Genomic DNA, 25,368 nt, shown 5'->3' with positions numbered 1-25,368 from the left:
CCCATGACCACGGGCGAACTCGACAGCTTCGCGACCTGGATCGAGGAACTGATCCGTCGGCGCGGCTTCGACATCGACAGTCCACGCGGCGGCGGCAAGTCCCGCCTCGCCGACGAGGCCGGGGTTCACCGGGCCGCCATCACCCGCCTCCTCCAGCGCCAGAGCATGCCGGACCTGGAGACCACCCGGCGTCTCGCCCAGGTGCTCCAGGTCCCGGTGCGCGACATGCTCATCCGTTCCGGCCGGCTCACCGAGGAGGACCTGCCGCTGCCGTCCGCGCCGGCGGGTGCGCCCTCGGCCGGCGGCCGTCCGCTCACCCTCGAAGAGGCCGCCGTCGCGCTGGGCGTACCGGCGGACCAGCGCGAGATGTTCATCCGGGTCGCGGGCCAGTTCCTCCCCGGCCCGGCGGTCGCCGCCGAGGAGCGCCGGGCGCCGCTCGCCTCCGACTGACGCCCGCCGTCCGTCCCGCTCGGGGCGGTCGGGCGTGGCAGACGTTGTCGATCTTGTGGCAGCCCGGGAAGTCCGCTTCCGGACCCGGCCCGTAAGCTGTCGTGGCCTGTCCCCCGGCCCCAGCGCAGGTTCATGAGCAGCAGTGCACGGACGCGCCCCGCCAGGTGCGTGCCGAGCGGAGTGAGAAGCGCGCGGTCGTCGCGGACGCACGCGCGTCCGCCCGGTGCGGAGCGTTTCGCGCGGGCGGCAGGGAGGGGCACATGGTCGAGCGGGAAGAACGCCCCCGATCCACGGCCGGCGACCCCGTCCCGCCCTCAGGGCCGGGCGACGCCGTCCCGCTCACCGGACCCGGTGGTTCCGGCACCCCGCCGGCCGGTGCTCCGGCGCCGGAGACGTACGCGGCGCCCCTCGCCGAACTGGGCGCCCTCCTTGATGCCCACGAGCCCCATGAGGTCGTCGTGCTCCTCCGCGCGGAGCTGGACCGGCGGGAGCTGCGCGCGTACTCCCACGGCTGGCGCGATGCCGCCGCCCACTTCGAGCCCGCGGTCGAGGCGGCGAGGACCGCCAACCTGCGCACGTTACGGCTGGTGGGGCGTACGCCGGGCCGGGCTGGGGTGATCCCGTTCCGGCAGGAGGACCGGGGAGCCGAGCCCCGCGACGCGGACCACGAGGACGACCTCCCCGATGGCGCCGGCCGGCCTGACGCCGACCGCCACATCGAAGGGTCCCGGGGCGAGAGCCGCCCCGAAAAGGGGGAGCCCCGCCGCGACCGCCCCCACGCCGACCGCCCCCACGCCGACCGGCGCCCCGGGCCGCCCACCGGGCCGCCCCGTCCGGCGCGCACCGGGACCGGGCCCGAACCCGCCCTCGTACCCAAGAGCCGTAACTCCCGGGTCCCGACCATCCCCACCCTCCCGGCCCCCCGGCTGCGCCTGCCCCCCAGACGGCCGGCGGAGGACGGCAGGGCCGCCACCCCGGACGACAGGACCAGCTGAGGGGCGCGGGCGGGGGCGGCGGCAGCCGGTATCCACGCTCTTTCCACCGCGCTGCCGATGGCCGCCGGCCCCGGCGTGTCGGGGTGGACGGCATTTGTTTTGACCCAGGTCCGTGAGGTAGGTACGCTCAAGCCTTGTGCCTGGGGTGTGCCTGGGCTCCGGTGCGTGTCCTCAACCGCATCGCGAGCCCGTCAGTAGCCACCGCAATCTGCGCCCCTTCTGCCCCTAGGGCAGGAGCCTGCAGTATTCGACACACCCGACCGCGTGGGTCGGTGATGTTCCAGGTTAGTTTCACGAACGGCACACAGAAACCGGAGAAGTAGTGCCTACGATCCAGCAGCTGGTCCGGAAGGGCCGGCAGGACAAGGTCGAGAAGAACAAGACGCCCGCGCTCGAGGGTTCGCCCCAGCGTCGCGGTGTCTGCACGCGTGTGTTCACGACCACCCCGAAGAAGCCGAACTCGGCGCTCCGTAAGGTCGCGCGTGTGCGTCTGACCTCCGGCATCGAGGTCACGGCTTACATCCCGGGTGAGGGACACAACCTGCAGGAGCACTCCATCGTGCTCGTGCGTGGTGGCCGTGTGAAGGACCTGCCGGGTGTTCGTTACAAGATCATCCGCGGTTCCCTTGACACCCAGGGTGTCAAGAACCGCAAGCAGGCCCGCAGCCGCTACGGCGCCAAGAAGGAGAAGTAAGAATGCCTCGTAAGGGCCCCGCCCCGAAGCGCCCGGTCATCATCGACCCGGTCTACAGCTCTCCTCTTGTCACCTCGCTGATCAACAAGATCCTCCTCGACGGCAAGCGTTCCACCGCCGAGCGGATCGTGTACGGCGCCATGGAAGGCCTCCGCGAGAAGACCGGCAACGACCCGGTCATCACGCTGAAGCGCGCGCTTGAGAACGTCAAGCCCTCGCTCGAGGTCAAGTCCCGCCGTGTCGGTGGCGCCACCTACCAGGTGCCGATCGAGGTCAAGCCCGGTCGCGCCTCCACCCTCGCTCTGCGCTGGCTCGTCGGTTACTCCCGCGCCCGCCGCGAGAAGACCATGACCGAGCGCCTCATGAACGAACTGCTCGACGCCTCCAACGGCCTCGGCGCTGCGGTCAAGAAGCGTGAGGACACCCACAAGATGGCCGAGTCCAACAAGGCCTTCGCGCACTACCGCTGGTAGTCGCTACCCCCATCGAGACCGAGAGAAGATTGAGCCTTATGGCCACCACTTCGCTTGACCTGGCCAAGGTCCGCAACATTGGGATCATGGCCCACATCGACGCGGGGAAGACGACCACCACTGAGCGGATCCTCTTCTACACCGGTGTGAGCTACAAGATCGGTGAAGTCCACGACGGCGCTGCCACGATGGACTGGATGGAGCAGGAGCAGGAGCGCGGCATCACGATCACGTCCGCCGCGACGACCTGTCACTGGCCGCTCAATGATGTTGACCACACCATCAACATCATCGACACCCCCGGTCACGTCGACTTCACCGTCGAGGTGGAGCGTTCGCTCCGCGTCCTCGACGGCGCTGTCACCGTGTTCGACGGTGTGGCCGGCGTCGAGCCGCAGTCCGAGACCGTCTGGCGTCAGGCGGACCGGTACGGCGTGCCGCGTATCTGCTTCGTCAACAAGCTCGACCGCACGGGTGCCGAGTTCCACCGCTGTGTCGACATGATCGTCGAACGCCTGGGCGCGGTACCGCTCGTCATGCAGCTCCCCATCGGCGCCGAGGCCGACTTCAAGGGCGTCGTCGACCTCGTGTCGATGAAGGCCTTCGTGTGGCCCGAAGAGGCCGCCAAGGGCGAGATGTACGACACCGTCGAGATCCCGGACACCCACAAGGAAGCCGCCGAGGAATGGCGCGGCAAGCTCCTTGAGGCCGTCTCCGAGAACGACGACCAGATGATGGAGCTGTACCTGGAGGGCGTCGAGCCCACCGAGGACCAGCTGCACGAGGCGATCCGCCGCATCACCCTGGCGTCGAAGGGCACTGCGGACTCCGTCACGGTCACCCCGGTGTTCTGTGGCACCGCGTTCAAGAACAAGGGCGTCCAGCCCCTGCTCGACGCGGTCGTCCGCTACCTGCCTTCCCCCCTGGACGTCGAGGCCATCGAGGGCCACGACGTGAAGGACCCGGAGAAGGTCATCAAGCGCCGCCCCTCGGACGACGAGCCGTTCTCCGGCCTGGCGTTCAAGATCGCGAGCGACCCGCACCTGGGCAAGCTCACCTTCGTCCGGATCTACTCCGGTCGCCTGGAGGCCGGCACCGCGGTGCTGAACTCCGTCAAGGGCAAGAAGGAGCGCATCGGCAAGATCTACCGCATGCACGCGAACAAGCGTGAGGAGATCGCGTCGGTGGGCGCCGGTGACATCATCGCCGTCATGGGGCTGAAGCAGACCACCACCGGTGAGACGCTGTGTGACGACAAGAACCCGGTCATCCTGGAGTCCATGGACTTCCCGGCGCCGGTCATTCAGGTCGCCATCGAGCCCAAGTCCAAGGGTGACCAGGAGAAGCTGGGTGTCGCCATCCAGCGCCTCTCGGAGGAGGACCCCTCCTTCCAGGTGCACTCCGACGAGGAGACCGGCCAGACCATCATCGGTGGTATGGGTGAGCTCCACCTCGAGGTGCTCGTCGACCGCATGAAGCGCGAGTTCCGCGTCGAGGCGAACGTCGGCAAGCCCCAGGTCGCGTACCGCGAGACGATCCGCAAGGCCGTCGAGCGCATCGACTACACGCACAAGAAGCAGACTGGTGGTACCGGCCAGTTCGCGAAGGTGCAGATCGCCCTCGAGCCCATCGAGGGTGGCGACGCCTCCTACGAGTTCGTCAACAAGGTCACCGGTGGCCGCATCCCCCGTGAGTACATTCCCTCGGTGGACGCGGGTGCCCAGGAAGCCATGCAGTTCGGCATCCTGGCCGGTTACGAGATGGTCGGCGTCCGCGTCACCCTTCTCGACGGTGGTTACCACGAGGTCGACTCCTCGGAGCTCGCCTTCAAGATCGCCGGTTCGCAGGCGTTCAAGGAGGGTGCCCGCAAGGCCTCTCCCGTGCTCCTCGAGCCGATGATGGCCGTCGAGGTCACCACGCCCGAGGACTACATGGGCGATGTCATCGGCGACCTCAACTCCCGCCGTGGCCAGATCCAGGCCATGGAGGAGCGCAGCGGCGCTCGCGTCGTGAAGGGCCTCGTGCCCCTCTCGGAGATGTTCGGCTACGTCGGAGACCTCCGCAGCAAGACCTCGGGTCGCGCAAGCTACTCGATGCAGTTCGACTCCTACGCCGAGGTTCCGCGGAACGTCGCCGAGGAGATCATCGCGAAGGCCAAGGGCGAGTAACTCTCCCGAGCTCACGCTTTAGGCTTGTCACCGGAGCCGGGCGGGCATGCGGCACAGCGCGCGAGCACTGTGCCGCATGCCCCCGGCGCCGGCACCCCAGCAAAGATCACCTGGCGCCGATGAAGCAAGGCGTACAGAACCACTCAGGAGGACCCCAGTGGCGAAGGCAAAGTTCGAGCGGACTAAGCCGCACGTCAACATCGGCACCATCGGTCACATCGACCACGGTAAGACGACCCTCACGGCCGCCATTACCAAGGTGCTGCACGACGCGTTCCCCGACCTGAACGAGGCCTCGGCCTTCGACCAGATCGACAAGGCTCCCGAAGAGCGCCAGCGCGGTATCACCATCTCCATCGCGCACGTCGAGTACCAGACGGAGTCGCGTCACTACGCGCACGTCGACTGCCCGGGGCACGCGGACTACATCAAGAACATGATCACGGGTGCGGCGCAGATGGACGGCGCCATCCTCGTCGTCGCCGCCACCGACGGCCCGATGCCGCAGACCAAGGAGCACGTGCTCCTGGCCCGCCAGGTCGGCGTTCCGTACATCGTCGTCGCCCTGAACAAGGCCGACATGGTGGACGACGAGGAGATCATGGAGCTCGTCGAGCTCGAGGTCCGTGAGCTCCTCTCCGAGTACGAGTTCCCGGGCGACGACCTCCCGGTCGTGCGCGTCTCGGCGCTCAAGGCTCTTGAGGGCGACAAGGAGTGGGGCCAGTCGGTCCTGAACCTGATGGCCGCCGTCGACGAGTCCATCCCGCAGCCCGAGCGTGACGTCGAGAAGCCGTTCCTCATGCCGATCGAGGACGTCTTCACGATCACCGGTCGCGGTACGGTCGTCACCGGCCGCATCGAGCGTGGTGTCCTGAAGGTCAACGAGACCGTCGACATCGTCGGTATCAAGACCGAGAAGACCACCACCACGGTCACCGGCATCGAGATGTTCCGCAAGCTGCTCGACGAGGGCCAGGCCGGTGAGAACGTCGGTCTGCTCCTCCGTGGCATCAAGCGCGAGGACGTCGAGCGCGGCCAGGTCATCATCAAGCCGGGTTCGGTCACGCCGCACACCGAGTTCCAGGCGCAGTCCTACATCCTGTCGAAGGACGAGGGTGGCCGTCACACCCCGTTCTTCAACAACTACCGCCCGCAGTTCTACTTCCGTACCACGGACGTGACGGGCGTTGTGACCCTTCCCGAGGGCACCGAGATGGTCATGCCGGGTGACAACACCCTCATGGACGTCGCGCTGATCCAGCCGGTCGCCATGGAAGAGGGCCTGAAGTTCGCCATCCGTGAGGGTGGCCGGACCGTCGGCGCCGGCCAGGTCACCAAGATCATCAAGTAGTTCTCTGCTTGGTCGTCTTCGACCTGGTGGCTCACTGAGCCATACGAAGGGCCCCGCACCTCGCAAGAGGTGCGGGGCCCTTCGCCATGCCCGGGCCACTCGGCCGACGCGCCTTGTCGCCGTTGACCATGGCACCGGCAGGAAACGTAGGTACCCCTCCGACCCCGAGGTGACCCCATGAACCGACCGATCAGAGCCGGCGCCGAGAAGGCCGGAGCCCGCGCGTGAAGATCAAACCGTCCGGCATCACGCTGTTCGTGGGGCTCCTGGCGGTCGGCGGCGGGCTGGCCGTGCTCCTCGGGGGCGGATGGCCGAGCCGGGCGGCGCTGGGCCTCTTCGGTATCGGGGGCGGTGCCTTCGTCGGCACCCGCATCCGGGAGCGGCGCAGATGACGTGCGCCCGTACATGGATGTAGGGCCCCGGTACCTCAGGGCGGAGAGGTAAGGGGGCCCTACGTTCTGGAGGGACGGCGGGTCGGTCAGGTGCCCGCCGTCCCCGGGGGGTGGCGGCTCGGTCAGACGCCCGCGATGGACTGGATCCAGGAGCGGTACGCGGTGACGTTCGTGTACGCCGTCGTGGTCTGCCGGTCGCTGGTGGAGGCGACGCCGACCTGGATGCCGTTGGCCGTCATGGGGCCGCCGGAGTCGCCACCGGCGGTGATGCCGTTGCCGCGGCGGGCGCAGATGGCCGAGCCGCCGTACGCGTCACCGCAGCCGCCGGTCACCGTCACGTTGGCGACCTTCAGGTAGCGGGACTGGCAGTTGGCCTCCGAGCCGCACTGCGAGGTGGCGCCCCAGCCCCAGACCTGGACGCTCTGCCCGACGCTCACCGAACCGGGCGATCCGAGGCGGGAGTAGGTCGTCTGCACGGAGCGGTCCAGGCGGACCAGGGAGATGTCCGCGCTGTGGTTGTACGTCTGGACGCCGTTGGCCACCACGCCGCCGCTGTGCTGGTCGAGGCTGCCGATGCGGAACGACAGGCCGCCGCCGGTGACGCAGTGCTTGGCGGTGAGGATCCAGGTCGGCGCGATGATCGTCGCCGAACAGGTCTCTCTGCCCTGGGAGAAGAGCCGCGCGGCCCACGGGGCGTTGGACGCCTGGCCGCCGCCGATGATCTGCGTGGTCGGGGGCGGGGCGTCCTGGAGCGGGGGTGCCGGGGCGGCCGTGGCGGTGGGGGTGAGAAGAGCGAGGACGGTGACCGCCGCGGCGAGGGCAGCGGGAACTAGCCTTGCTATTCGCATGGTTCCTCATTTCGGGGAGCACGCTGAGGGGCGTGTTGTGGGGGTTGACGGCCCCAGAGTGTCGAAGAACCATTCGGCCGGGTACTAACGCTTTCCCATAACGCCGCGTTATGCCCCGGCTAACGCTAGGTAGCCCCACCCATACGATAGGTCGACGGGGCAAGCCCCCCGGGTGACCGGTCAGGGAGCGGGGCTGCGTACCAGGAACACGTCGATCGGGTCCTCCCGCTCAAGCGCGAACCCGTGCCGCTCGTAGAGCCGCCGGGCGGCGCTCCCCTGTAGCACGTTCAGCCGTACGGGCACCCGCTCGGCGTCCGCACGGGCCAGAAGCCCGTGCAGGACGGCCGAGCCGATGCCGCGCCCCTGGAGGGCGGGGGAGAGGAGGAAGTTCTCCAGCCACCAGCCGTCCTCGGCCGGCCGCAGCGTGACGCACCCCGTGAAGGCGCCGCCGACCTCCACGACCGAGGTGTGCTCGGGCGCGTAGGCCTCCCGCAGCCGCTGCCGCACCCGGCGCTCGTCGTAGCGGCCCAGCCGCTCCAGGTCGGGGCGCATGACGACGGCCCGCAGCTCGGCGATGGCCCCGACGTCCTCTGGGAGAGCGGGGCGCAGGGCCCAGTCGGTCACGGTGCTCACCTCGGCTTTACCGCTCGTCAGGTACGGGAGACCGGAGCGCACTCGCCCGGCTCGGGCTCGGTCCCGGCCGTGGAGCGGACGTACGGGTCCTGGCCCGGGCCGGAGGAGCCGGGCTCCGGGGCGTCGCCGGGGAACGACGGGTGCAGATAGCCGTCGAACACCGTGCACGAGGAGTTGTAGATGCCCGCCCGGTACTCGGCGATCCAGATCTTCCCCGGTGTGACCTCGTACGTCGCCGGATCGCTCACCTCGACGGTCAGGACCCGCCGCGCGATGGTCCGCACCACCTGCTCCGCGTCGACCCGGGCCCGGGTCACCGGGAGGACGAAGTTGTAGTCGGCGTGGATCTCGACCGAGCCGGGCCGCTCGCCCGCCTCGAAGGTCGTCCGGCCCCGCGTCTTGACCACCGGCCCGGCCGGGACCACCTCGGCGGGGTCGAAGCGGCTGAACATCATCAGCGGGTCGTGCTTCTCCGACGGCTTGGACAGCGGGGTGTCCAGCCGGTCGAGCAGTGTCCGGTCGGCCGGGTCGATCAGGTCCAGGGCCGCCTGCGGGCGCTCCCCGCGCAGGGTCGCCGGGTCGAGGTTGGCCACGATCAGGAAGTCCCGGGTGTCCCGCAGGGCCCCCTCCACCCTGGCCTTTCTCAGCCCGCCCGTCGCCCGGGCCTCGGGGAGCACGATGCCCGCCGCGCCGTCCGCCCAGCGCAGGGCCGGGGAGCCCCGGAACGGCTCGGCCCGGGACGGGCCTCGCTCCGGCTCGGCGGGGAGCGGGAGGGTGTCGACGGTCTCCGTACCGAAGAAGGTGAGGCCGTCCGGCAGGTGGTCGGTGAGGAGGCCCGGCCGAAGCGCGACCGTGGTGGCCGCCGCCGCGAGGAGGGCGCAGACGGTGTTGACCGCTATGCGGCGCCTTCGGGTGCGGGGCATTCGGCAGGTGTCCTCGGCGTCATGGGGGCGTCATGACGTGCCGTCAGTCACCCGTTCGAACGAAAGATGGGGTGAGCGTAATCGGCGCGGACGGCCGGAATGATCAAGGGGAGGGCTCGATCCCGGGGCTGGCGGTGCGGTGCGGTGCCGCCGGATGCGCGCCCGCGTTTGAGCACTCGCTCGCTCGGGGTAGGATCCCTGGCCCGATTGGCCAGGCCCGTGCCCCGTATGGCACACTGACCAGGTTGCTCGGTTGAGCGTCAATGCTGCGCGCCTCCCGCCGGGAGGACCGGAAGCGAGTCCCACAGTACTCGTCGGCCCTGTATGGGCCGGACGTACGGGAATCTTCCGGGAAGCAATGCAGGATGCCGGCCAGGCACCCGGTGGGTGTTCCGCCCCCGGTTCCGCGGTCTCAGGGTCCGCACCCCCTTGGTTGGGATTTCCTTCGGGAGATTTTCGTAGAGGGGATGCGACACGCCCGACCGCGTGGGTCGGAGGAGGAGTCCAGAGAACCTCCGGGTTCCAGAGCGTTACGAGAGACAGGACTACTAGTAGCCATGGCGGGACAGAAGATCCGCATCCGGCTCAAGGCCTACGACCACGAGGTCATCGACTCCTCGGCGAAGAAGATCGTCGAGACGGTGACCCGCACTGGTGCGTCGGTCGCGGGCCCGGTGCCGCTGCCCACTGAGAAGAACGTGTACTGCGTCATCAAGTCGCCGCACAAGTACAAGGACTCTCGCGAGCACTTCGAGATGCGCACGCACAAGCGCCTCATCGACATTCTCGACCCCACGCCGAAGACGGTCGACTCGCTCATGCGTCTCGACCTGCCGGCGGGCGTCGACATCGAGATCAAGCTCTGAGGGGACGGGCCGAGATGAGCAAGAACATCAAGGGCGTCCTGGGCGAGAAGCTCGGCATGACCCAGGTCTGGGACGAGAACAACCGGGTTGTCCCGGTGACCGTCGTCAAGGCCGGGCCGTGCGTCGTGACGCAGGTTCGTACGAACGACAGCGACGGCTACGAAGCGGTCCAGATCGCCTTCGGCGAGATCGACCCGCGCAAGGTGAACAAGCCCCTCAAGGGTCACTTCGCCAAGGCCGACGTCACCCCGCGCCGCCACCTGGTGGAGCTCCGCACCCCTGACGCCAGCGAGTACACGCTGGGCCAGGAGGTCACTGCCGAGGTGTTCGAGTCCGGCGTCAAGGTTGACGTCACGGGCAAGAGCAAGGGCAAGGGCTTCGCCGGTGTCATGAAGCGTCACAACTTCAAGGGCCTCGGCGCCGGCCACGGCGTCCAGCGCAAGCACCGTTCCCCCGGTTCGATCGGTGGCTGCGCCACCCCTGGGCGTGTCTTCAAGGGCATGCGCATGGCGGGCCGTATGGGTAACGAGCGCGTCACCACCCAGAACCTGACCATCCACGCGGTTGACGCGGAGAAGGGTCTGCTCCTCATCAAGGGCGCGGTCCCCGGTCCGAACGGCGGCCTCGTCCTGGTCCGTACCGCGGCCAAGGGGGCTTGAGGTAATGAGCACCATTGACATCCTTTCGCCGGCAGGCGACAAGGCCGGTACCGTCGACCTCCCTGCGGAGATCTTCGACGCCAAGACCAGCGTTCCGCTGATCCACCAGGTCGTTGTCGCTCAGCTGGCAGCTGCCCGTCAGGGCACGCACAAGACCAAGCGTCGCGGTGAAGTCCGTGGTGGTGGCCGCAAGCCGTACCGCCAGAAGGGCACCGGCCGCGCCCGTCAGGGTTCGACCCGCGCCCCGCAGTTCGCCGGTGGTGGCGTCGTCCACGGCCCGCAGCCGCGTGACTACTCGCAGCGGACCCCGAAGAAGATGAAGGCCGCCGCTCTGCGCGGTGCCCTCTCGGACCGGGCGCGTCACTCCCGTATCCACGTCGTCACCGGCGTGGTCGAGGGTGGAATCTCCACGAAGGCCGCCAAGACGCTGCTCGGCAAGATCTCGGAGCGCCAGAACCTGCTCCTGGTCGTCGACCGCGCCGACGAGGCCGCGTGGCTGTCCGCACGCAACCTGCCCCAGGTGCACATCCTGGAGCCGGGCCAGCTGAACACGTACGACGTGATCGTCTCTGACGACGTGGTCTTCACCCAGGCCGCTTTCGAGTCCTTCGTGTCTGGCCCCCAGGCCGCTGAGACCGAAGGGAGCGACGCCTGATGAGCGAGGCGACCGTTACCAGCAAGACGTACTCGGACCCGCGTGACGTTCTCGTCAAGCCCGTGGTCTCCGAGAAGAGCTACGCGTTGCTCGACGAGAACAAGTACACGTTCATCGTCGCGCCCGGCTCCAACAAGACCCAGATCAAGCAGGCTGTGGAAGCGGTCTTCTCGGTCAAGGTCACCGGGGTCAACACGATCAACCGGCAGGGTAAGCGCAAGCGCACCAAGACCGGTTTCGGCAAGCGCTCCGACACGAAGCGCGCCATCGTGACCCTCGCTGAGGGCGACCGAATCGACATCTTCGGCGGCCCGACCTCCTAGCGGAGGTCGAGTCGTCCGGAATCGGACGAGGACTGAGAAATGGGTATCCGCAAGTACAAGCCGACGACCCCGGGCCGTCGTGGCTCCAGCGTCGCCGACTTTGTCGAGATCACGCGGTCCACGCCGGAGAAGTCGCTGGTCCGCCCCCTGCACAGCAAGGGCGGCCGTAACAACACCGGCCGGATCACCGTTCGCCACCAGGGTGGCGGACACAAGCGCGCCTACCGCGTGATCGACTTCCGTCGTCACGACAAGGACGGCGTGCCGGCCAAGGTCGCGCACATCGAGTACGACCCGAACCGCACCGCGCGCATCGCGCTGCTCCACTACGCGGACGGCGAGAAGCGTTACATCGTCGCCCCGCGTGGCCTGGCGCAGGGTGACCGCGTCGAGAACGGTCCGGCCGCAGACATCAAGCCGGGCAACAACCTGGCGCTGCGCAACATCCCGGTCGGTACGACCATCCACGCCATCGAGCTGCGGCCCGGCGGCGGCGCGAAGTTCGCCCGTTCCGCGGGTGCCTCCGTGCAGCTGCTGGCGAAGGAGGGCACCATGGCCCACCTTCGTATGCCGTCCGGTGAGATCCGGCTGGTCGACGCCCGCTGCCGCGCCACGATCGGTGAGGTCGGCAACGCCGAGCAGTCGAACATCAACTGGGGCAAGGCCGGCCGTATGCGCTGGAAGGGCGTTCGTCCTTCCGTCCGCGGTGTCGCGATGAACCCGGTTGACCACCCGCACGGTGGTGGTGAAGGCAAGACCTCCGGTGGACGTCACCCGGTCTCGCCGTGGGGCCAGAAGGAAGGTCGTACGCGCTCGCCGAAGAAGGCATCGAGCAAGTACATCGTCCGCCGCCGCAAGACGAACAAGAAGCGCTAGGAGCGGGTTTAGATGCCGCGCAGTCTCAAGAAGGGGCCCTTCGTCGACGGCCACCTCGTCAAGAAGGTGGACGTCCAGAACGAAGCTGGCACCAAGAACGTCATCAAGACCTGGTCCCGTCGCTCGATGATCATCCCGGCCATGCTGGGTCACACCATCGCGGTGCACAACGGCAAGATCCACGTCCCGGTGTTCGTCACCGAGTCGATGGTCGGCCACAAGCTCGGCGAGTTCTCGCCGACTCGCACCTTCCGCGGCCACGTCAAGGACGACCGGAAGTCGAAGCGCCGCTAGCGCGGGGTGGAAACGACTATGACTCACACCGAAGGGACAACCATGGAAGCCAGGGCCCAGGCGCGGTACATCCGCGTCACGCCCATGAAGGCCCGCCGAGTGGTGGACCTCATCCGTGGCATGGATGCCACGGAGGCTCAGGCGGTCCTGCGTTTCGCCCCGCAGGCCGCGAGCGTGCCGGTTGGCAAGGTGCTGGACAGCGCCATTGCCAACGCTGCACACAACTACGACCACCCTGACGCCTCTTCGCTGGTCATCAGCGAGGCGTACGTGGACGAGGGCCCGACCCTGAAGCGGTTCCGACCGCGTGCTCAGGGCCGTGCCTACCGGATCCGTAAGCGGACCAGCCACATCACCGTGGTCGTCAGCAGCAAGGAAGGAACCCGGTAATGGGCCAGAAGGTTAACCCGCATGGGTTCCGGCTCGGCATTACCACGGACTTCAAGTCCCGTTGGTACGCCGACAAGCTGTACTCGGACTACGTCAAGGAAGACGTCGCCATTCGTCGCATGATGACGAAGGGCATGGAGCGCGCCGGCATCTCGAAGGTTGAGATCGAGCGCACCCGCGACCGCGTCCGGGTCGACATCCACACCGCCCGTCCGGGCATCGTCATCGGTCGCCGTGGCGCCGAGGCCGATCGCATCCGCGGCGAGCTGGAGAAGCTGACCGGCAAGCAGGTCCAGCTGAACATCCTCGAGGTCAAGAACCCCGAGGTGGACGCTCAGCTGGTGGCCCAGGCCGTCGCCGAGCAGCTCTCCTCCCGCGTCTCCTTCCGTCGTGCGATGCGTAAGAGCATGCAGAGCTCGATGAAGGCCGGCGCCAAGGGCATCAAGATCCAGTGCGGCGGTCGCCTCGGCGGCGCCGAGATGTCCCGCTCGGAGTTCTACCGCGAGGGCCGCGTGCCCCTGCACACGCTCCGCGCGAACGTCGACTACGGCTTCTTCGAGGCCAAGACGACCTTCGGCCGCATCGGCGTGAAGGTCTGGATCTACAAGGGCGACGTCAAGAACATCGCCGAGGTCCGCGCCGAGAACGCAGCGGCCCGCGCCGGCAACCGTCCGGCTCGTGGCGGCACCGACCGCCCGGCCGGCCGTGGTGGCGGCCGTGGTGGCGAGCGTGGCGGCCGCGGCCGTAAGCCGCAGCAGTCGCCGGCAGCCGAGGCCCCCAAGGCCGACGCTCCCGCCGCCGCTGCTCCGGCTGCCGAGAGCACCGGAACGGAGGCCTGACCGAAATGCTGATCCCCCGTAGGGTCAAGCACCGCAAGCAGCACCACCCGAAGCGCAGCGGTATGTCCAAGGGTGGCACGCAGGTTGCGTTCGGCGAGTACGGCATCCAGGCGCTGACCCCGGCGTACGTGACGAACCGTCAGATCGAGTCCGCTCGTATCGCGATGACCCGTCACATCAAGCGTGGCGGCAAGGTCTGGATCAACATCTACCCGGACCGTCCCCTGACGAAGAAGCCTGCCGAGACCCGCATGGGTTCCGGTAAGGGTTCTCCCGAGTGGTGGATCGCGAACGTCAAGCCGGGTCGGGTGATGTTCGAGCTGTCCTACCCGAACGAGAAGATTGCTCGTGAGGCGCTCACCCGCGCTGCTCACAAGCTTCCGATGAAGTGCCGGATCGTTCGGCGCGAGGCAGGTGAGTCGTGATGTCGGCCGGTACCAAGGCGTCCGAGCTGCGCGAGCTGGGCGACGAGGAGCTCCTCAACAAGCTCCGCGAAGCCAAGGAAGAGCTGTTCAATCTCCGCTTCCAGGCGGCGACGGGTCAGCTCGAGAACCACGGCCGGCTCAAGTCCGTCCGTAAGGACATCGCCCGGATCTACACCCTGATGCGCGAGCGCGAGCTGGGCATCGAGACGGTGGAGAGCGCCTGATGAGCGAGAAGACTGTGACTGAGACCAGCAAGATCGAGCGCGGCTTCCGCAAGACCCGTGAGGGTCTCGTCGTCAGCGACAAGATGGACAAGACCGTCGTCGTCGCTGTCGAGGACCGCGTGAAGCACGCCCTGTACGGCAAGGTCATCCGCCGTACGAACAAGCTCAAGGCCCACGACGAGCAGAACGCTGCGGGCGTCGGCGACCGCGTCATCATCATGGAGACGCGTCCGCTGTCGGCCTCGAAGCGCTGGCGCATCGTCGAGATCCTCGAGAAGGCCAAGTAATTCCTGAGGGGCATTCCCCATCAGGTCAGTTCCGCCAGGCTCGGTGAGGTGCCTCTCCGGTAACGGAGAGGCACCCGCCGGGAACCGGCAGACGATCAGGAGATAGACGTGATCCAGCAGGAGTCGCGACTGCGCGTCGCCGACAACACGGGTGCGAAGGAAATTCTCACCATTCGTGTTCTCGGTGGCTCGGGTCGCCGCTACGCGGGTATCGGTGACGTCATCGTCGCCACCGTCAAGGACGCGATCCCCGGTGGCAACGTGAAGAAGGGTGACGTCGTCAAGGCCGTCATCGTTCGCACCGTCAAGGAGCGTCGTCGTCAGGATGGCTCGTACATCCGCTTCGACGAGAACGCCGCCGTCATTCTGAAGAACGACGGCGACCCCCGCGGCACCCGCATCTTCGGCCCGGTGGGCCGGGAGCTGCGCGAGAAGAAGTTCATGAAGATCATCTCGCTCGCGCCGGAGGTGCTGTAAGCATGAAGATCAAGAAGGGCGACCTGGTCCAGGTCATCACCGGTAAGGACAAGGGCAAGCAGGGCAAGGTCATCGTGGCCTACCCCGCTCAGGACCGCGTCCTCGTCGAGGGTGTCAACCGGGTCAAGAAGCACACCAAGGCCGGTCAGACGGCTCGCGGTTCGCAGACGGGTGGCATTGTCACCACCGAGGCCCCGATCCACATCAGCAACGTTCAGCTGGTCGTGGAGAAGGACGGCAACAAGGTTGTCACCCGCGTCGGCTACCGCTTTGACGACGAGGGCAACAAGATCCGCGTTGCCAAGCGGACCGGTGAGGACATCTGATGACTGCCACCACTGCGCCGCGTCTCAAGACGCGCTACCGCGAGGAAATCGCCGGCAAGCTGCGTGAGGAGTTCTCGTACGAGAACGTCATGCAGGTTCCCGGTCTGGTCAAGATCGTGGTCAACATGGGTGTGGGCGACGCCGCCCGCGACTCCAAGCTGATCGACGGGGCCGTCAAGGACCTCACCACGATCACCGGTCAGAAGCCGGCCGTCACCAAGGCCCGCAAGTCCATCGCGCAGTTCAAGCTGCGTGAGGGCCAGCCGATCGGCTGCCACGTCACCCTTCGTGGTGACCGGATGTGGGAGTTCCTGGACCGTACGCTGTCGCTCGCGCTTCCGCGTATCCGTGACTTCCGTGGCCTGTCGCCGAAGCAGTTCGACGGCCGTGGCAACTACACCTTCGGTCTCACGGAGCAGGTCATGTTCCACGAGATCGACCAGGACAAGATCGACCGGGTCCGGGGCATGGACATCACCGTGGTCACCACGGCGACCAACGACGACGAGGGTCGTGCCCTCCTTCGTCACCTCGGCTTCCCGTTCAAGGAGAACTGACCGTGGCGAAGAAGGCTCTGATCGCTAAGGCCGCCCGTAAGCCGAAGTTCGGCGTTCGCGGGTACACCCGCTGCCAGCGCTGCGGCCGGCCCCACTCCGTCTACCGCAAGTTCGGCCTGTGCCGCGTGTGCCTTCGTGAGATGGCTCACCGTGGCGAGCTGCCGGGCGTGACCAAGAGCTCCTGGTAACTCCCCTCTGCCCTCGGGCAAAGGGAAGTTCCGGAGACTCTCGGTAAGTATCTGGTCGGCAGGAGCCCCTCCTTTCATGCCGTAGGCTTGAAGGGTTGGGCGCCTGCCGCCCAAGACCGACTTACTACGCCGTAGGTCCCCGCACCGCACCCGTCCCGCCACTGAGTGGGGAGAGGGATGGCGCATACAGGAAACCCCGGCGAGAGAGGCCGAAGGCCAACTCATGACCATGACTGATCCCATCGCAGACATGCTCACGCGTCTGCGTAACGCGAACTCGGCATATCACGACGATGTCTCGATGCCGCACAGCAAGATCAAGTCGCACATCGCGGAGATCCTCCAGCAGGAGGGCTTCATCACCGGCTGGAAGGTCGAGGACGCCGAGGTCGGCAAGAACCTCGTCCTCGAGCTGAAGTTCGGCCCGAACCGCGAGCGCTCGATCGCCGGCATCAAGCGGATTTCGAAGCCGGGTCTGCGTGTATACGCAAAGTCCACCAACCTGCCGAAGGTCCTCGGCGGTCTGGGCGTGGCGATCATCTCCACGTCCCACGGCCTCCTGACCGGCCAGCAGGCAGGCAAGAAGGGCGTAGGTGGGGAAGTCCTCGCCTACGTCTGGTAGTCGGGAAAGGAAGGAAAGCTCATGTCGCGAATCGGCAAGCTCCCCATCCAGGTTCCCGCCGGTGTGGACGTCACCATCGATGGCCGTACGGTCGCAGTGAAGGGCCCCAAGGGTTCCCTCACGCACACCGTTGCCGCGCCGATCGAGGTCTCCAAGGGTGAGGACGGCGTGCTCAACGTCTCCCGCCCGAACGACGAGCGTCAGAACAAGGCCCTCCACGGCCTGTCCCGCACGCTGGTGGCGAACATGATCACCGGTGTGACCACGGGTTACAGCAAGGCGCTCGAGATCAGCGGTGTCGGTTACCGCGTCCAGGCGAAGGGCTCCAACCTGGAGTTCGCCCTGGGCTACAGCCACCCGATCCTCATCGAGGCTCCGGATGGCATCACCTTCAAGGTCGAGTCGCCCACGAAGCTCAGCGTCGAGGGCATCGACAAGCAGAAGGTCGGCGAGGTAGCCGCCAACATCCGCAAGCTGCGGAAGCCCGACCCGTACAAGGCCAAGGGCGTCAAGTACGCGGGCGAGGTCATCCGCCGCAAGGTCGGAAAGGCTGGTAAGTAGCCATGGCATACGGTGTGAAGATCGCCAAGGGCGACGCGTACAAGCGTGCCGCTCTCAAGCGCCGCCACATCCGCGTCCGCAAGCACATCTCCGGTTCGCCGGAGCGTCCTCGCTTGGTCGTGACGCGTTCCAACCGCCACATCGTGGCCCAGGTCATCGACGACATCGCGGGCCACACGCTCGCGTCGGCGTCGACCCTGGACACCTCGATCCGTGGTGGCGAGGGTGACAAGAGCGCTCAGGCCCAGCAGGTCGGCGCCCTGGTCGCCGAGCGTGCCAAGGCCGCAGGCGTCGAGGCCGTCGTGTTTGACCGCGGTGGTAACCAGTACGCCGGGCGGATTGCCGCTCTGGCTGACGCCGCCCGTGAAGCCGGGCTGAAGTTCTAAGCCCCGGTTCCTACGCACAGCGGACGTAACAGAGAGAGGTAAATCCAATGGCTGGACCCCAGCGCCGCGGAAGCGGTGCCGGTGGCGGCGAGCGGCGGGACCGGAAGGGCCGTGACGGTGGCGCCAGCGCCGCCGAGAAGACCGCGTACGTCGAGCGCGTCGTCGCGATCAACCGCGTCGCCAAGGTTGTGAAGGGTGGTCGTCGCTTCAGCTTCACCGCGCTGGTCGTGGTGGGCGATGGTGACGGCACCGTCGGTGTCGGATACGGCAAGGCCAAGGAAGTTCCCGCGGCCATCGCCAAGGGTGTCGAAGAGGCCAAGAAGAACTTCTTCAAGGTCCCCCGCATCCAGGGCACCATCCCTCACCCGATCACGGGCGAGAAGGCTGCGGGCGTCGTCCTGCTCAAGCCGGCTTCCCCCGGTACCGGCGTTATCGCCGGTGGCCCGGTGCGCGCCGTTCTGGAGTGCGCCGGCGTTCACGACATCCTGTCGAAGTCGCTTGGCTCGTCCAACGCGATCAACATCGTGCACGCGACCGTGGCGGCCCTCCAGGGCCTGCAGCGTCCCGAGGAGATCGCGGCCCGCCGCGGTCTGCCCCTCGAGGACGTCGCCCCCGCGGCTCTGCTGCGTGCACGTGCGGGAGCGGGTGCGTAATGGCTCGCCTCAAGATCACGCAGACGAAGTCGTACATCGGCAGCAAGCAGAACCACCGCGACACCCTGCGTTCGCTCGGGCTCAAGCGCCTGAACGACTCGGTTGTCAAGGAGGACCGCCCCGAGTTCCGCGGAATGGCCAACACCGTCCGCCACCTCGTGACGGTTGAGGAGGTTGACTGACATGGCGGAGAACAGCCCGCTGAAGGCCCACAACCTCCGGCCTGCCCCGGGCGCCAAGACCGCCAAGACCCGTGTGGGTCGTGGTGAGGCGTCCAAGGGTAAGACCGCAGGCCGTGGTACCAAGGGTACGAAGGCTCGTTACCAGGTTCCGGAGCGCTTCGAGGGTGGCCAGATGCCCCTCCACATGCGTCTCCCGAAGCTCAAGGGCTTCAAGAACCCGTTCCGCACGGAGTACCAGGTCGTGAACCTGGACAAGCTCTCGACGCTCTACCCCGAGGGTGGAGAGGTCACGGTGGCCGACCTGGTCGCCAAGGGCGCTGTGCGCAACAACCACCTCGTCAAGGTCCTCGGACAGGGCGAGATCTCCGTAGCGCTGCAGGTTTCGGTTGACGCCGTCTCCGGCTCCGCCAAGGAGAAGATCACCGCCGCCGGCGGTACGGTCACCGAGCTCGTCTGAGCCACGGGACAGAACTGGGCCTGGCCGGCTGCCTCTTCGGAGGTGGCCGGCCAGGCTTTTTCGTGTTTGTGGCGCTGTACGGGAACCGTAAAGGCTCGGGAAAGGTTGAACGGGTGTCCACCGCACCGGCGGTGGGGGAGCCGAGGGGCTTTCACGTCCTAAATGGTGTGGCTTGGCCGGTCTTTCACGGCGTGGGGCGGGGAGCGGGCGTTGCACCGGTGTGCAGTGCGTGTTTCCTGCTCAGTCCCGGGCCGGGTAGGGTGGCGCCGTTAATCTTTTGTGGCCTCCTTACGATGTAGGGCTGCCTTGTATCCGATCCCATCCAGTCCCATCCAGACCCGTCGCCTCTGACGCATAGCGCGGGGGTCGCAGGAGGCACCGTGTTCACCGCGTTCGCCCGAGCGTTCAAGACGCCCGACCTGCGCAAGAAGCTGCTCTTCACGCTCGGCATCATCGTGCTCTACCGGCTCGGGGCTCACATCCCGGCTCCCGGAGTCGACTACGCGAAGGTCCAGCAGTGCATCGACCAGGCCGATTCGGGTGGCCTGCTCGGTCTGATGCAGATGTTCAGCGGTGGCGCCCTGTTGCAGATCACCATCTTCGCGCTCGGCATCATGCCGTACATCACGGCCAGCATCATTCTTCAGCTGCTGACCGTGGTGATCCCCCGACTGGAAGCCCTCAAGAAGGAGGGGCAGTCCGGCACGGCCAAGATCACGCAGTACACGCGTTATCTGACCGTCGCGCTGGCGATCCTCCAGGGCACCGGCCTCGTCGCGACCGCCCGGAGCGGGGCGCTGTTCCAGAACTGCTCCGTCGCCGACCAGATCGTCGCCGACAAGTCCATCTTCACGACCCTGGTCATGGTCATCACGATGACCGCCGGTACCGCCGCCGTCATGTGGCTCGGTGAGCTCATCACCGACCGCGGCATCGGCAACGGCATGTCGATCCTCATGTTCATCTCGATCGCCGCCACGTTCCCCGGTGCCCTGTGGGCCATCAAGGAGAGCGGCAAGCTGGCCGACGGCTGGATCGAGTTCGGCACGGTCATCCTCATCGGCTTCGTCATGGTCGCCCTCGTCGTCTTCGTCGAGCAGGCCCAGCGCCGCATCCCTGTGCAGTACGCGAAGCGCATGATCGGACGCCGGTCCTACGGCGGTACGTCGACGTACATCCCGCTCAAGGTGAACCAGGCGGGTGTGATTCCCGTCATCTTCGCCTCCTCGCTGCTCTTCATCCCGTCACTGATCGTCCAGTTCTCCGGCTCCACCTCGGGCTGGGCCACCTGGATCCAGGACCACTTCGTGACGGGTGACCACCCGTATTACATCGCGGTGTACTTCGTACTCATCGTGTTCTTCGCCTTCTTCTACGTGGCCATTTCGTTCAACCCCGACGAAGTCGCCGACAACATGAAGAAGTATGGTGGCTTCATCCCGGGCATCCGGGCAGGTCGACCTACTGCCGAGTACCTGAGCTACGTGCTCAACAGGATCACTTGGCCGGGCTCGCTGTACCTGGGCCTGATCGCTCTGGTGCCGACGATGGCGTTGGCAGGCTTCGGCGGTGCGAACCAGAACTTCCCGTTCGGCGGGACGAGCATCCTCATCATCGTGGGTGTGGGTCTGGAAACCGTGAAGCAGATCGAGAGTCAGCTCCAGCAGCGCAATTACGAAGGGTTCCTCCGCTGATGCGAATCGTCCTCGTCGGGCCTCCGGGTGCCGGCAAGGGAACGCAGGCTGCGTACCTTGCCAAGAACCTGTCGATTCCGCACATCTCCACGGGCGACCTCTTCCGCGCCAACATCAGCCAGGGCACCGACCTTGGCAAGCAGGCCCGCGCCTACATGGACGCAGGCCAGCTGGTGCCGGACGAGGTCACCATCGGGATGGCCAAGGACCGCATGGCCCAGTCGGACGCCGTGAACGGCTTCCTGCTGGACGGCTTCCCGCGGAACGTGGGCCAGGCCGAGGCCCTTGACGTGATGCTCAAGGACGAGGGCGTGAAGCTGGACGCGGTCCTCGATCTCGAGGTCCCCGAGGAAGAGGTCGTGAAGCGGATCGCGGGTCGCCGCATCTGCCGCAACGACAGCGCGCACGTCTTCCACGCGACGTACAACCCGCCGAAGACCGAGGGCGTCTGCGACGCCTGCGGCGGCGAGCTGTACCAGCGGGACGACGACAGCGAGGAGACGGTCCGGACCCGGCTGGAGGTCTACCACACGCAGACCGAGCCGATCATCGACTACTACCGGGCCCAGGGCCTGGTGGTGACCATCTCCGCGCTCGGCAAGGTCACCGAGGTGACCGCGCGTGCCATGGAGGCGCTGAAGTCCGACGAGGGCTGAGCCCCACCCCGTACCACCGCTGTGCAGTCGGCCGCGGCGCCCCGGGGCGCCGCGGCCGACTGCTTGCGCCCGTATCGTTGAGTGGGCCCGCAGCGGTCCCGTAACCCGTCACCGTCACCCGTCGATGCAGAGAGGCGCCGAGCAATGGTGCAGATCAAGACCCCCGAGCAGATCGCGAAGATGCGTGAGGCCGGGCTGGTGGTCGCTGCCATTCACGCGGCCACCCGTGAGGCGGCCGTGCCCGGCGCCACCACGAAGGACCTGGACCAGGTCGCCCGCAAGGTGATCGCCGACCACGGAGCGAGGTCGAACTTCCTCGGTTACGGCGGGTTCCCCGCGACCATCTGCACCTCGGTCAACGAGGTCGTCGTCCACGGCATCCCGGACGACAAGACGGTCCTCAAGGACGGCGACATCATCTCGATCGATGCCGGCGCGATCGTGGACGGCTGGCACGGCGACGCCGCGTACACCGCCTTCGTGGGCACCGGTCACGCTCCGGAGCTGGTCGAGCTCTCCCGGGTGACCGAGGAGTCGATGTGGGCCGGGATCGCCGCGATGAAGGTGAACAACCGCCTCGTCGACATCTCCAAGGCGATCGAGTCGTACATCCGCCGTCAGCCCCGCCCGGCCACCGGCAAGTACGGGATCATCGAGGACTACGGCGGCCACGGCATCGGCACCGAGATGCACATGGACCCGCACCTGCTGAACTACGTCTCCCGCAAGCGCGGCAAGGGCATCAAGCTGGTCCCGGGCGTCTGCCTGGCGATCGAGCCCATGGTCTCGCTGGGTACGGCGCAGACGGAGGTCCTGAGCGACGACTGGACGGTCCTCACGACTGACGGCACCTGGTCCTCGCACTGGGAGCACTCCATCGCGCTCACCGAACAGGGCCCGCTGGTCCTGACCGCCCCGGACTGCGGCAGGGCGAAGCTCGCGGAGTACGGCATCGAGGCCGCGCCCGACCCGCTGGCCTGATGCAACCCTTCCGGTAGGTCTAAGGATCACCGGTAGTGGGCAAACTTGACGGATTCGTCTTTTGGAGTCCGCTGACGTAGACTGACTCGTCGGCTCTGGTGCATCCGTGTGTCTGCATGCAATCACATGTACGGCACAAGATCGCGAGAGCCGATCAAGGTAGCCGATTCGAAAGGCGAAGCGTGGCCAAGAAGCAAGGTGCCATCGAGATTGAGGGCACCGTGATCGAGTCCCTCCCGAACGCAATGTTCAAGGTGGAGCTCCAGAACGGTCACAAGGTCCTGGCGCACATCAGCGGCAAGATGCGGATGCACTACATCCGTATTCTCCCGGATGACCGGGTCGTGGTGGAGCTCTCTCCGTACGACCTGACGCGTGGCCGGATCGTCTACCGATACAAGTAGATCTTGCCGGCACTCCGTTTCGGCGGGTGATGGCACTGACCCGGAGAACCTGACATCCCATGAAGGTCAAGCCGAGCGTCAAGAAGATCTGCGACAAGTGCAAGGTGATCCGCCGTCACGGTCGGGTCATGGTCATCTGCGACAACCTGCGCCACAAGCAGCGCCAGGGCTGACGCACGACCGCCTGCATCTCGCAGTTCTTCGCGCGACGCACGTAGTACGTACATACGCAGTGCCCGTCCAAGCCACGGCTGACGACACCTCCGGCGGGGGCCGGAGACCCGGGCGTACCACCTCTCCCAGTGAGCGGTCGGCGGTCGGGAGTGGCACTGCGGAAGACCCCCGAAATAACAACTGGAGCCATTGAATGGCACGCGTTTCAGGTGTTGACATCCCGCGCGAAAAGCGCGTGGAGGTTGCCCTCACCTACGTCTTCGGTATCGGGCGCACCCGGTCCAAGGAGATCCTCGCCAGCACCGGTGTGAACCCGGACGCCCGCGTTCGTGACCTCGCCGAAGAGGACCTGGTCAAGATCCGCGAGTACGTGGACGCCAACCTCCGCACCGAGGGTGACCTCCGCCGTGAGGTTCAGGGCGACATTCGCCGCAAGATCGAGATCGGCTGCTACCAGGGCATTCGTCACCGCCGTGGTCTGCCGGTGCACGGCCAGCGCACCAGCACGAACGCGCGTACCCGCAAGGGCCCGCGTCGCGCCATCGCCGGTAAGAAGAAGCCGGGCAAGAAGTAGTCCTCAGCGGACGCACTGCGCAATCCGGGTTTCCGGACCACCGCAGCATCCAGCGGTCTTCGCTGTAGGACCGATCACCTCCCCTCTCCATCTGGAGTCAAGACATGCCCCCCAAGGGTCGTCAGGGCGCAGCCAAGAAGGTGCGTCGCAAGGAAAAGAAGAACGTCGCTCACGGGCACGCGCACATCAAGAGCACGTTCAACAACACCATCGTCTCGATCACGGACCCCTCGGGCAACGTGATCTCCTGGGCCTCCGCCGGCCACGTCGGCTTCAAGGGCTCGCGCAAGTCCACCCCCTTCGCCGCGCAGATGGCCGCCGAGTCGGCCGCCCGCCGCGCGCAGGAGCACGGCATGCGCAAGGTCGACGTCTTCGTCAAGGGTCCCGGCTCCGGCCGTGAGACCGCGATCCGCTCCCTCCAGGCCACGGGCCTTGAGGTCGGTTCGATCCAGGACGTCACCCCGACGCCGCACAACGGCTGCCGTCCGCCGAAGCGTCGCCGCGTCTGATCCGCATCGGCCGGTGACGGCCGTGCGTCAGTAGCGCCGGGTCCGGGCGGTACGCCTCATATGGGGCGTACCGCCCGTACCCTTGTTACATCTGTCGGGCATCAAATAGTGGGTGCCCACGACTGAAGGATCACCACATGCTTATCGCTCAGCGTCCGTCGCTGACCGAAGAGGTCGTCGACGAGTTCCGCTCCCGGTTCGTCATCGAGCCGCTGGAGCCGGGCTTCGGTTACACCCTCGGCAACTCCCTCCGCCGTACCCTCCTCTCCTCGATCCCCGGTGCCGCTGTCACCAGCATCCGGATCGACGGGGTCCTGCACGAGTTCACCACCGTGCCGGGCGTCAAGGAGGACGTCACCGACCTCATCCTCAACATCAAGCAGCTGGTCGTCTCCTCGGAGCACGACGAGCCCGTCGTGATGTACCTGCGCAAGCAGGGACCGGGTCTGGTCACCGCCGCCGACATCGCGCCCCCGGCCGGTGTCGAGGTGCACAACCCCGACCTCGTTCTCGCCACGCTCAACGGCAAGGGCAAGCTGGAGATGGAGCTGACCGTCGAGCGCGGTCGCGGCTACGTCTCCGCCGTCCAGAACAAGCAGGTCGGCCAGGAGATCGGCCGGATCCCGGTCGACTCCATCTACTCGCCGGTGCTCAAGGTCACGTACAAGGTCGAGGCGACCCGTGTCGAGCAGCGCACCGACTTCGACAAGCTGATCGTCGACGTCGAGACCAAGCAGGCCATGCGTCCCCGTGACGCCATGGCGTCTGCCGGTAAGACCCTGGTCGAGCTGTTCGGTCTGGCGCGCGAGCTCAACATCGACGCCGAGGGCATCGACATGGGCCCGTCCCCGACGGACGCCGCTCTCGCCGCCGATCTGGCGCTGCCGATCGAGGAGCTGGAGCTCACGGTCCGCTCGTACAACTGCCTCAAGCGCGAGGGCATCCACTCCGTGGGTGAGCTCGTGGCGCGTTCCGAGGCCGACCTGCTCGACATCCGCAACTTCGGTGCGAAGTCGATCGACGAGGTCAAGGCGAAGCTGGCCGGTATGGGCCTCGCGCTGAAGGACTCGCCTCCCGGCTTCGACCCGACCGCCGCCGCCGACGCCTTCGGCGCCGACGACGACGCGGACGCCGGTTTCGTGGAGACCGAGCAGTACTGAGCACCACCCGCACGACTTCCGTGAGGCGTCCGCTTCACGGGA

General features: G+C 66.9%; 39 protein-coding genes. 36 read left to right on the top strand and 3 right to left on the bottom strand.

The features are described from left to right. The first annotated feature begins 3 nt into the window (after window positions 1-3). The 7 genes from ACK8N7_RS14050 (at window position 4) to ACK8N7_RS14020 (ending at window position 6,523) form a co-directional block, all read left to right on the top strand. On the top strand, window positions 4-450 hold the full coding sequence (locus ACK8N7_RS14050; RefSeq protein WP_403216533.1) for a helix-turn-helix domain-containing protein: 447 nt from the start codon (window positions 4-6) through the stop codon (window positions 448-450). Window positions 451-710: 260 nt separating this feature from the next. Further along, complete coding sequence (locus ACK8N7_RS14045; RefSeq protein ID WP_500442567.1) at window positions 711-1,445, top strand: hypothetical protein; 735 nt, start codon at window positions 711-713, stop codon at window positions 1,443-1,445. A 322-nt stretch (window positions 1,446-1,767) separates the two neighbouring features. Further along, window positions 1,768-2,139 carry a 30S ribosomal protein S12 gene (rpsL, locus tag ACK8N7_RS14040; RefSeq protein ID WP_003948652.1) on the top strand — a complete coding sequence of 124 codons (372 nt, stop codon included), beginning with the start codon at window positions 1,768-1,770 and terminating at the stop codon, window positions 2,137-2,139. A gap of 2 nt (window positions 2,140-2,141) precedes the next feature. Further along, complete coding sequence (gene rpsG, locus ACK8N7_RS14035; protein WP_007445917.1) at window positions 2,142-2,612, top strand: 30S ribosomal protein S7; 471 nt, start codon at window positions 2,142-2,144, stop codon at window positions 2,610-2,612. 38 nt (window positions 2,613-2,650) lie between these two features. Continuing rightward, the gene (gene fusA / locus ACK8N7_RS14030) at window positions 2,651-4,780 is read left to right on the top strand and encodes an elongation factor G (RefSeq protein ID WP_032756451.1); all 2,130 of its coding nucleotides are present in this window, start codon (window positions 2,651-2,653) and stop codon (window positions 4,778-4,780) included. A gap of 157 nt (window positions 4,781-4,937) precedes the next feature. Next, a complete protein-coding gene (gene tuf / locus ACK8N7_RS14025) occupies window positions 4,938-6,131 on the top strand; it encodes an elongation factor Tu (RefSeq protein ID WP_355081836.1) in 1,194 nt (397 codons plus the stop codon). A gap of 224 nt (window positions 6,132-6,355) precedes the next feature. After that, the gene (locus tag ACK8N7_RS14020; protein WP_403216537.1) at window positions 6,356-6,523 is read left to right on the top strand and encodes a hypothetical protein; all 168 of its coding nucleotides are present in this window, start codon (window positions 6,356-6,358) and stop codon (window positions 6,521-6,523) included. A 122-nt stretch (window positions 6,524-6,645) separates the two neighbouring features. Here the strand turns inward: ACK8N7_RS14020 and ACK8N7_RS14015 are convergent, their stop codons facing one another. From ACK8N7_RS14015 to ACK8N7_RS14005, 3 genes are all read right to left on the bottom strand, one after another. After that, complete coding sequence (locus ACK8N7_RS14015; RefSeq protein WP_403216538.1) at window positions 6,646-7,371, bottom strand: S1 family peptidase; 726 nt, start codon at window positions 7,369-7,371, stop codon at window positions 6,646-6,648. Between the two features lie 180 nt (window positions 7,372-7,551). Continuing rightward, complete coding sequence (locus ACK8N7_RS14010; protein WP_500442563.1) at window positions 7,552-7,995, bottom strand: GNAT family N-acetyltransferase; 444 nt, start codon at window positions 7,993-7,995, stop codon at window positions 7,552-7,554. 26 nt (window positions 7,996-8,021) lie between these two features. After that, entirely contained in the window at window positions 8,022-8,927 is a 906-nt protein-coding gene (locus ACK8N7_RS14005; protein WP_500442562.1) for a hypothetical protein, read from the bottom strand. A gap of 557 nt (window positions 8,928-9,484) precedes the next feature. On the opposite strand from ACK8N7_RS14005, the gene rpsJ reads away from it, so the two are divergent. The 29 genes from rpsJ to ACK8N7_RS13860 all read left to right on the top strand — a co-directional run bounded on the left by rpsJ (window position 9,485) and on the right by ACK8N7_RS13860 (window position 25,326). Next, window positions 9,485-9,793, top strand: a complete 309-nt coding sequence (gene rpsJ / locus ACK8N7_RS14000; protein WP_003948644.1) for a 30S ribosomal protein S10 — start codon at window positions 9,485-9,487, stop codon at window positions 9,791-9,793. 14 nt (window positions 9,794-9,807) lie between these two features. After that, entirely contained in the window at window positions 9,808-10,452 is a 645-nt protein-coding gene (rplC, locus tag ACK8N7_RS13995; protein WP_015610723.1) for a 50S ribosomal protein L3, read from the top strand. A 4-nt stretch (window positions 10,453-10,456) separates the two neighbouring features. Further along, window positions 10,457-11,107, top strand: a complete 651-nt coding sequence (rplD, locus tag ACK8N7_RS13990; RefSeq protein WP_500442560.1) for a 50S ribosomal protein L4 — start codon at window positions 10,457-10,459, stop codon at window positions 11,105-11,107. Then, entirely contained in the window at window positions 11,107-11,430 is a 324-nt protein-coding gene (gene rplW / locus ACK8N7_RS13985) for a 50S ribosomal protein L23 (protein ID WP_007446738.1), read from the top strand. Before rplD ends, rplW begins: the two co-directional genes overlap by 1 nt. 39 nt (window positions 11,431-11,469) lie before the next feature. Continuing rightward, complete coding sequence (gene rplB, locus ACK8N7_RS13980; RefSeq protein WP_015610725.1) at window positions 11,470-12,306, top strand: 50S ribosomal protein L2; 837 nt, start codon at window positions 11,470-11,472, stop codon at window positions 12,304-12,306. Window positions 12,307-12,318: 12 nt separating this feature from the next. Then, the gene (gene rpsS, locus ACK8N7_RS13975; RefSeq protein ID WP_015610726.1) at window positions 12,319-12,600 is read left to right on the top strand and encodes a 30S ribosomal protein S19; all 282 of its coding nucleotides are present in this window, start codon (window positions 12,319-12,321) and stop codon (window positions 12,598-12,600) included. A gap of 42 nt (window positions 12,601-12,642) precedes the next feature. Continuing rightward, entirely contained in the window at window positions 12,643-12,990 is a 348-nt protein-coding gene (gene rplV / locus ACK8N7_RS13970) for a 50S ribosomal protein L22 (RefSeq protein WP_026290933.1), read from the top strand. Continuing rightward, window positions 12,990-13,829: a 30S ribosomal protein S3 gene (gene rpsC, locus ACK8N7_RS13965; RefSeq protein ID WP_015610728.1), complete on the top strand. Its 840-nt coding sequence runs from the start codon at window positions 12,990-12,992 to the stop codon at window positions 13,827-13,829. The genes rplV and rpsC overlap by 1 nt, the downstream gene beginning before the upstream one ends. Before the next feature lie 5 nt (window positions 13,830-13,834). Then, window positions 13,835-14,254, top strand: coding sequence for a 50S ribosomal protein L16 (gene rplP, locus ACK8N7_RS13960; RefSeq protein ID WP_003966953.1), 420 nt, complete (start codon window positions 13,835-13,837; stop codon window positions 14,252-14,254). After that, the gene (gene rpmC, locus ACK8N7_RS13955) at window positions 14,254-14,478 is read left to right on the top strand and encodes a 50S ribosomal protein L29 (RefSeq protein ID WP_003966952.1); all 225 of its coding nucleotides are present in this window, start codon (window positions 14,254-14,256) and stop codon (window positions 14,476-14,478) included. The genes rplP and rpmC overlap by 1 nt, the downstream gene beginning before the upstream one ends. Next, window positions 14,478-14,765: a 30S ribosomal protein S17 gene (gene rpsQ, locus ACK8N7_RS13950; protein ID WP_355081833.1), complete on the top strand. Its 288-nt coding sequence runs from the start codon at window positions 14,478-14,480 to the stop codon at window positions 14,763-14,765. Before rpmC ends, rpsQ begins: the two co-directional genes overlap by 1 nt. Before the next feature lie 108 nt (window positions 14,766-14,873). Beyond that, the gene (gene rplN / locus ACK8N7_RS13945; RefSeq protein WP_003966950.1) at window positions 14,874-15,242 is read left to right on the top strand and encodes a 50S ribosomal protein L14; all 369 of its coding nucleotides are present in this window, start codon (window positions 14,874-14,876) and stop codon (window positions 15,240-15,242) included. Between the two features lie 2 nt (window positions 15,243-15,244). Further along, window positions 15,245-15,568: a 50S ribosomal protein L24 gene (gene rplX, locus ACK8N7_RS13940; RefSeq protein WP_007446729.1), complete on the top strand. Its 324-nt coding sequence runs from the start codon at window positions 15,245-15,247 to the stop codon at window positions 15,566-15,568. Continuing rightward, window positions 15,568-16,125, top strand: a complete 558-nt coding sequence (gene rplE, locus ACK8N7_RS13935) for a 50S ribosomal protein L5 (RefSeq protein ID WP_003966948.1) — start codon at window positions 15,568-15,570, stop codon at window positions 16,123-16,125. Before rplX ends, rplE begins: the two co-directional genes overlap by 1 nt. A gap of 2 nt (window positions 16,126-16,127) precedes the next feature. After that, window positions 16,128-16,313 carry a type Z 30S ribosomal protein S14 gene (locus ACK8N7_RS13930; RefSeq protein WP_003948630.1) on the top strand — a complete coding sequence of 62 codons (186 nt, stop codon included), beginning with the start codon at window positions 16,128-16,130 and terminating at the stop codon, window positions 16,311-16,313. A 223-nt stretch (window positions 16,314-16,536) separates the two neighbouring features. Then, window positions 16,537-16,935, top strand: coding sequence for a 30S ribosomal protein S8 (rpsH, locus tag ACK8N7_RS13925; protein WP_007446728.1), 399 nt, complete (start codon window positions 16,537-16,539; stop codon window positions 16,933-16,935). A gap of 21 nt (window positions 16,936-16,956) precedes the next feature. Beyond that, window positions 16,957-17,496, top strand: coding sequence for a 50S ribosomal protein L6 (gene rplF, locus ACK8N7_RS13920; RefSeq protein WP_015610731.1), 540 nt, complete (start codon window positions 16,957-16,959; stop codon window positions 17,494-17,496). A gap of 2 nt (window positions 17,497-17,498) precedes the next feature. Beyond that, window positions 17,499-17,882 carry a 50S ribosomal protein L18 gene (rplR, locus tag ACK8N7_RS13915; protein ID WP_015610732.1) on the top strand — a complete coding sequence of 128 codons (384 nt, stop codon included), beginning with the start codon at window positions 17,499-17,501 and terminating at the stop codon, window positions 17,880-17,882. 47 nt (window positions 17,883-17,929) lie between these two features. Beyond that, window positions 17,930-18,535, top strand: coding sequence for a 30S ribosomal protein S5 (rpsE, locus tag ACK8N7_RS13910; RefSeq protein ID WP_003966944.1), 606 nt, complete (start codon window positions 17,930-17,932; stop codon window positions 18,533-18,535). Beyond that, window positions 18,535-18,717, top strand: a complete 183-nt coding sequence (rpmD, locus tag ACK8N7_RS13905; protein ID WP_015610734.1) for a 50S ribosomal protein L30 — start codon at window positions 18,535-18,537, stop codon at window positions 18,715-18,717. Before rpsE ends, rpmD begins: the two co-directional genes overlap by 1 nt. A 1-nt stretch (window position 18,718) precedes the next feature. Then, window positions 18,719-19,174 carry a 50S ribosomal protein L15 gene (gene rplO, locus ACK8N7_RS13900; RefSeq protein ID WP_015610735.1) on the top strand — a complete coding sequence of 152 codons (456 nt, stop codon included), beginning with the start codon at window positions 18,719-18,721 and terminating at the stop codon, window positions 19,172-19,174. Between the two features lie 380 nt (window positions 19,175-19,554). Then, complete coding sequence (gene secY / locus ACK8N7_RS13895; RefSeq protein ID WP_403216544.1) at window positions 19,555-20,868, top strand: preprotein translocase subunit SecY; 1,314 nt, start codon at window positions 19,555-19,557, stop codon at window positions 20,866-20,868. Beyond that, window positions 20,868-21,524, top strand: a complete 657-nt coding sequence (locus tag ACK8N7_RS13890; protein ID WP_015610737.1) for an adenylate kinase — start codon at window positions 20,868-20,870, stop codon at window positions 21,522-21,524. Before secY ends, ACK8N7_RS13890 begins: the two co-directional genes overlap by 1 nt. Window positions 21,525-21,668: 144 nt before the next feature. Continuing rightward, window positions 21,669-22,505, top strand: a complete 837-nt coding sequence (gene map, locus ACK8N7_RS13885) for a type I methionyl aminopeptidase (protein WP_403216546.1) — start codon at window positions 21,669-21,671, stop codon at window positions 22,503-22,505. A 182-nt stretch (window positions 22,506-22,687) separates the two neighbouring features. Continuing rightward, window positions 22,688-22,909 (top strand): translation initiation factor IF-1, encoded by a 222-nt coding sequence (infA, locus tag ACK8N7_RS13880; RefSeq protein ID WP_003956442.1) that lies wholly within the window; start codon window positions 22,688-22,690, stop codon window positions 22,907-22,909. A 59-nt stretch (window positions 22,910-22,968) separates the two neighbouring features. Then, window positions 22,969-23,082 carry a 50S ribosomal protein L36 gene (gene rpmJ / locus ACK8N7_RS13875; protein WP_003956441.1) on the top strand — a complete coding sequence of 38 codons (114 nt, stop codon included), beginning with the start codon at window positions 22,969-22,971 and terminating at the stop codon, window positions 23,080-23,082. Window positions 23,083-23,276: 194 nt separating this feature from the next. Then, on the top strand, window positions 23,277-23,657 hold the full coding sequence (gene rpsM, locus ACK8N7_RS13870; RefSeq protein WP_007446719.1) for a 30S ribosomal protein S13: 381 nt from the start codon (window positions 23,277-23,279) through the stop codon (window positions 23,655-23,657). Between the two features lie 104 nt (window positions 23,658-23,761). After that, complete coding sequence (gene rpsK / locus ACK8N7_RS13865) at window positions 23,762-24,166, top strand: 30S ribosomal protein S11 (protein ID WP_003956432.1); 405 nt, start codon at window positions 23,762-23,764, stop codon at window positions 24,164-24,166. Window positions 24,167-24,303: 137 nt separating this feature from the next. Continuing rightward, window positions 24,304-25,326: a DNA-directed RNA polymerase subunit alpha gene (locus tag ACK8N7_RS13860; RefSeq protein WP_003966937.1), complete on the top strand. Its 1,023-nt coding sequence runs from the start codon at window positions 24,304-24,306 to the stop codon at window positions 25,324-25,326. The last annotated feature ends 42 nt before the right edge of the window (window positions 25,327-25,368 follow it).

This window comes from Streptomyces griseobrunneus (genome assembly GCF_046713465.1).
GTDB lineage: Bacteria > Actinomycetota > Actinomycetes > Streptomycetales > Streptomycetaceae > Streptomyces > Streptomyces microflavus.
Note: the sequence above shows the minus strand (reverse complement) of the source record. Positions and strands in the feature narration are given on the sequence as shown.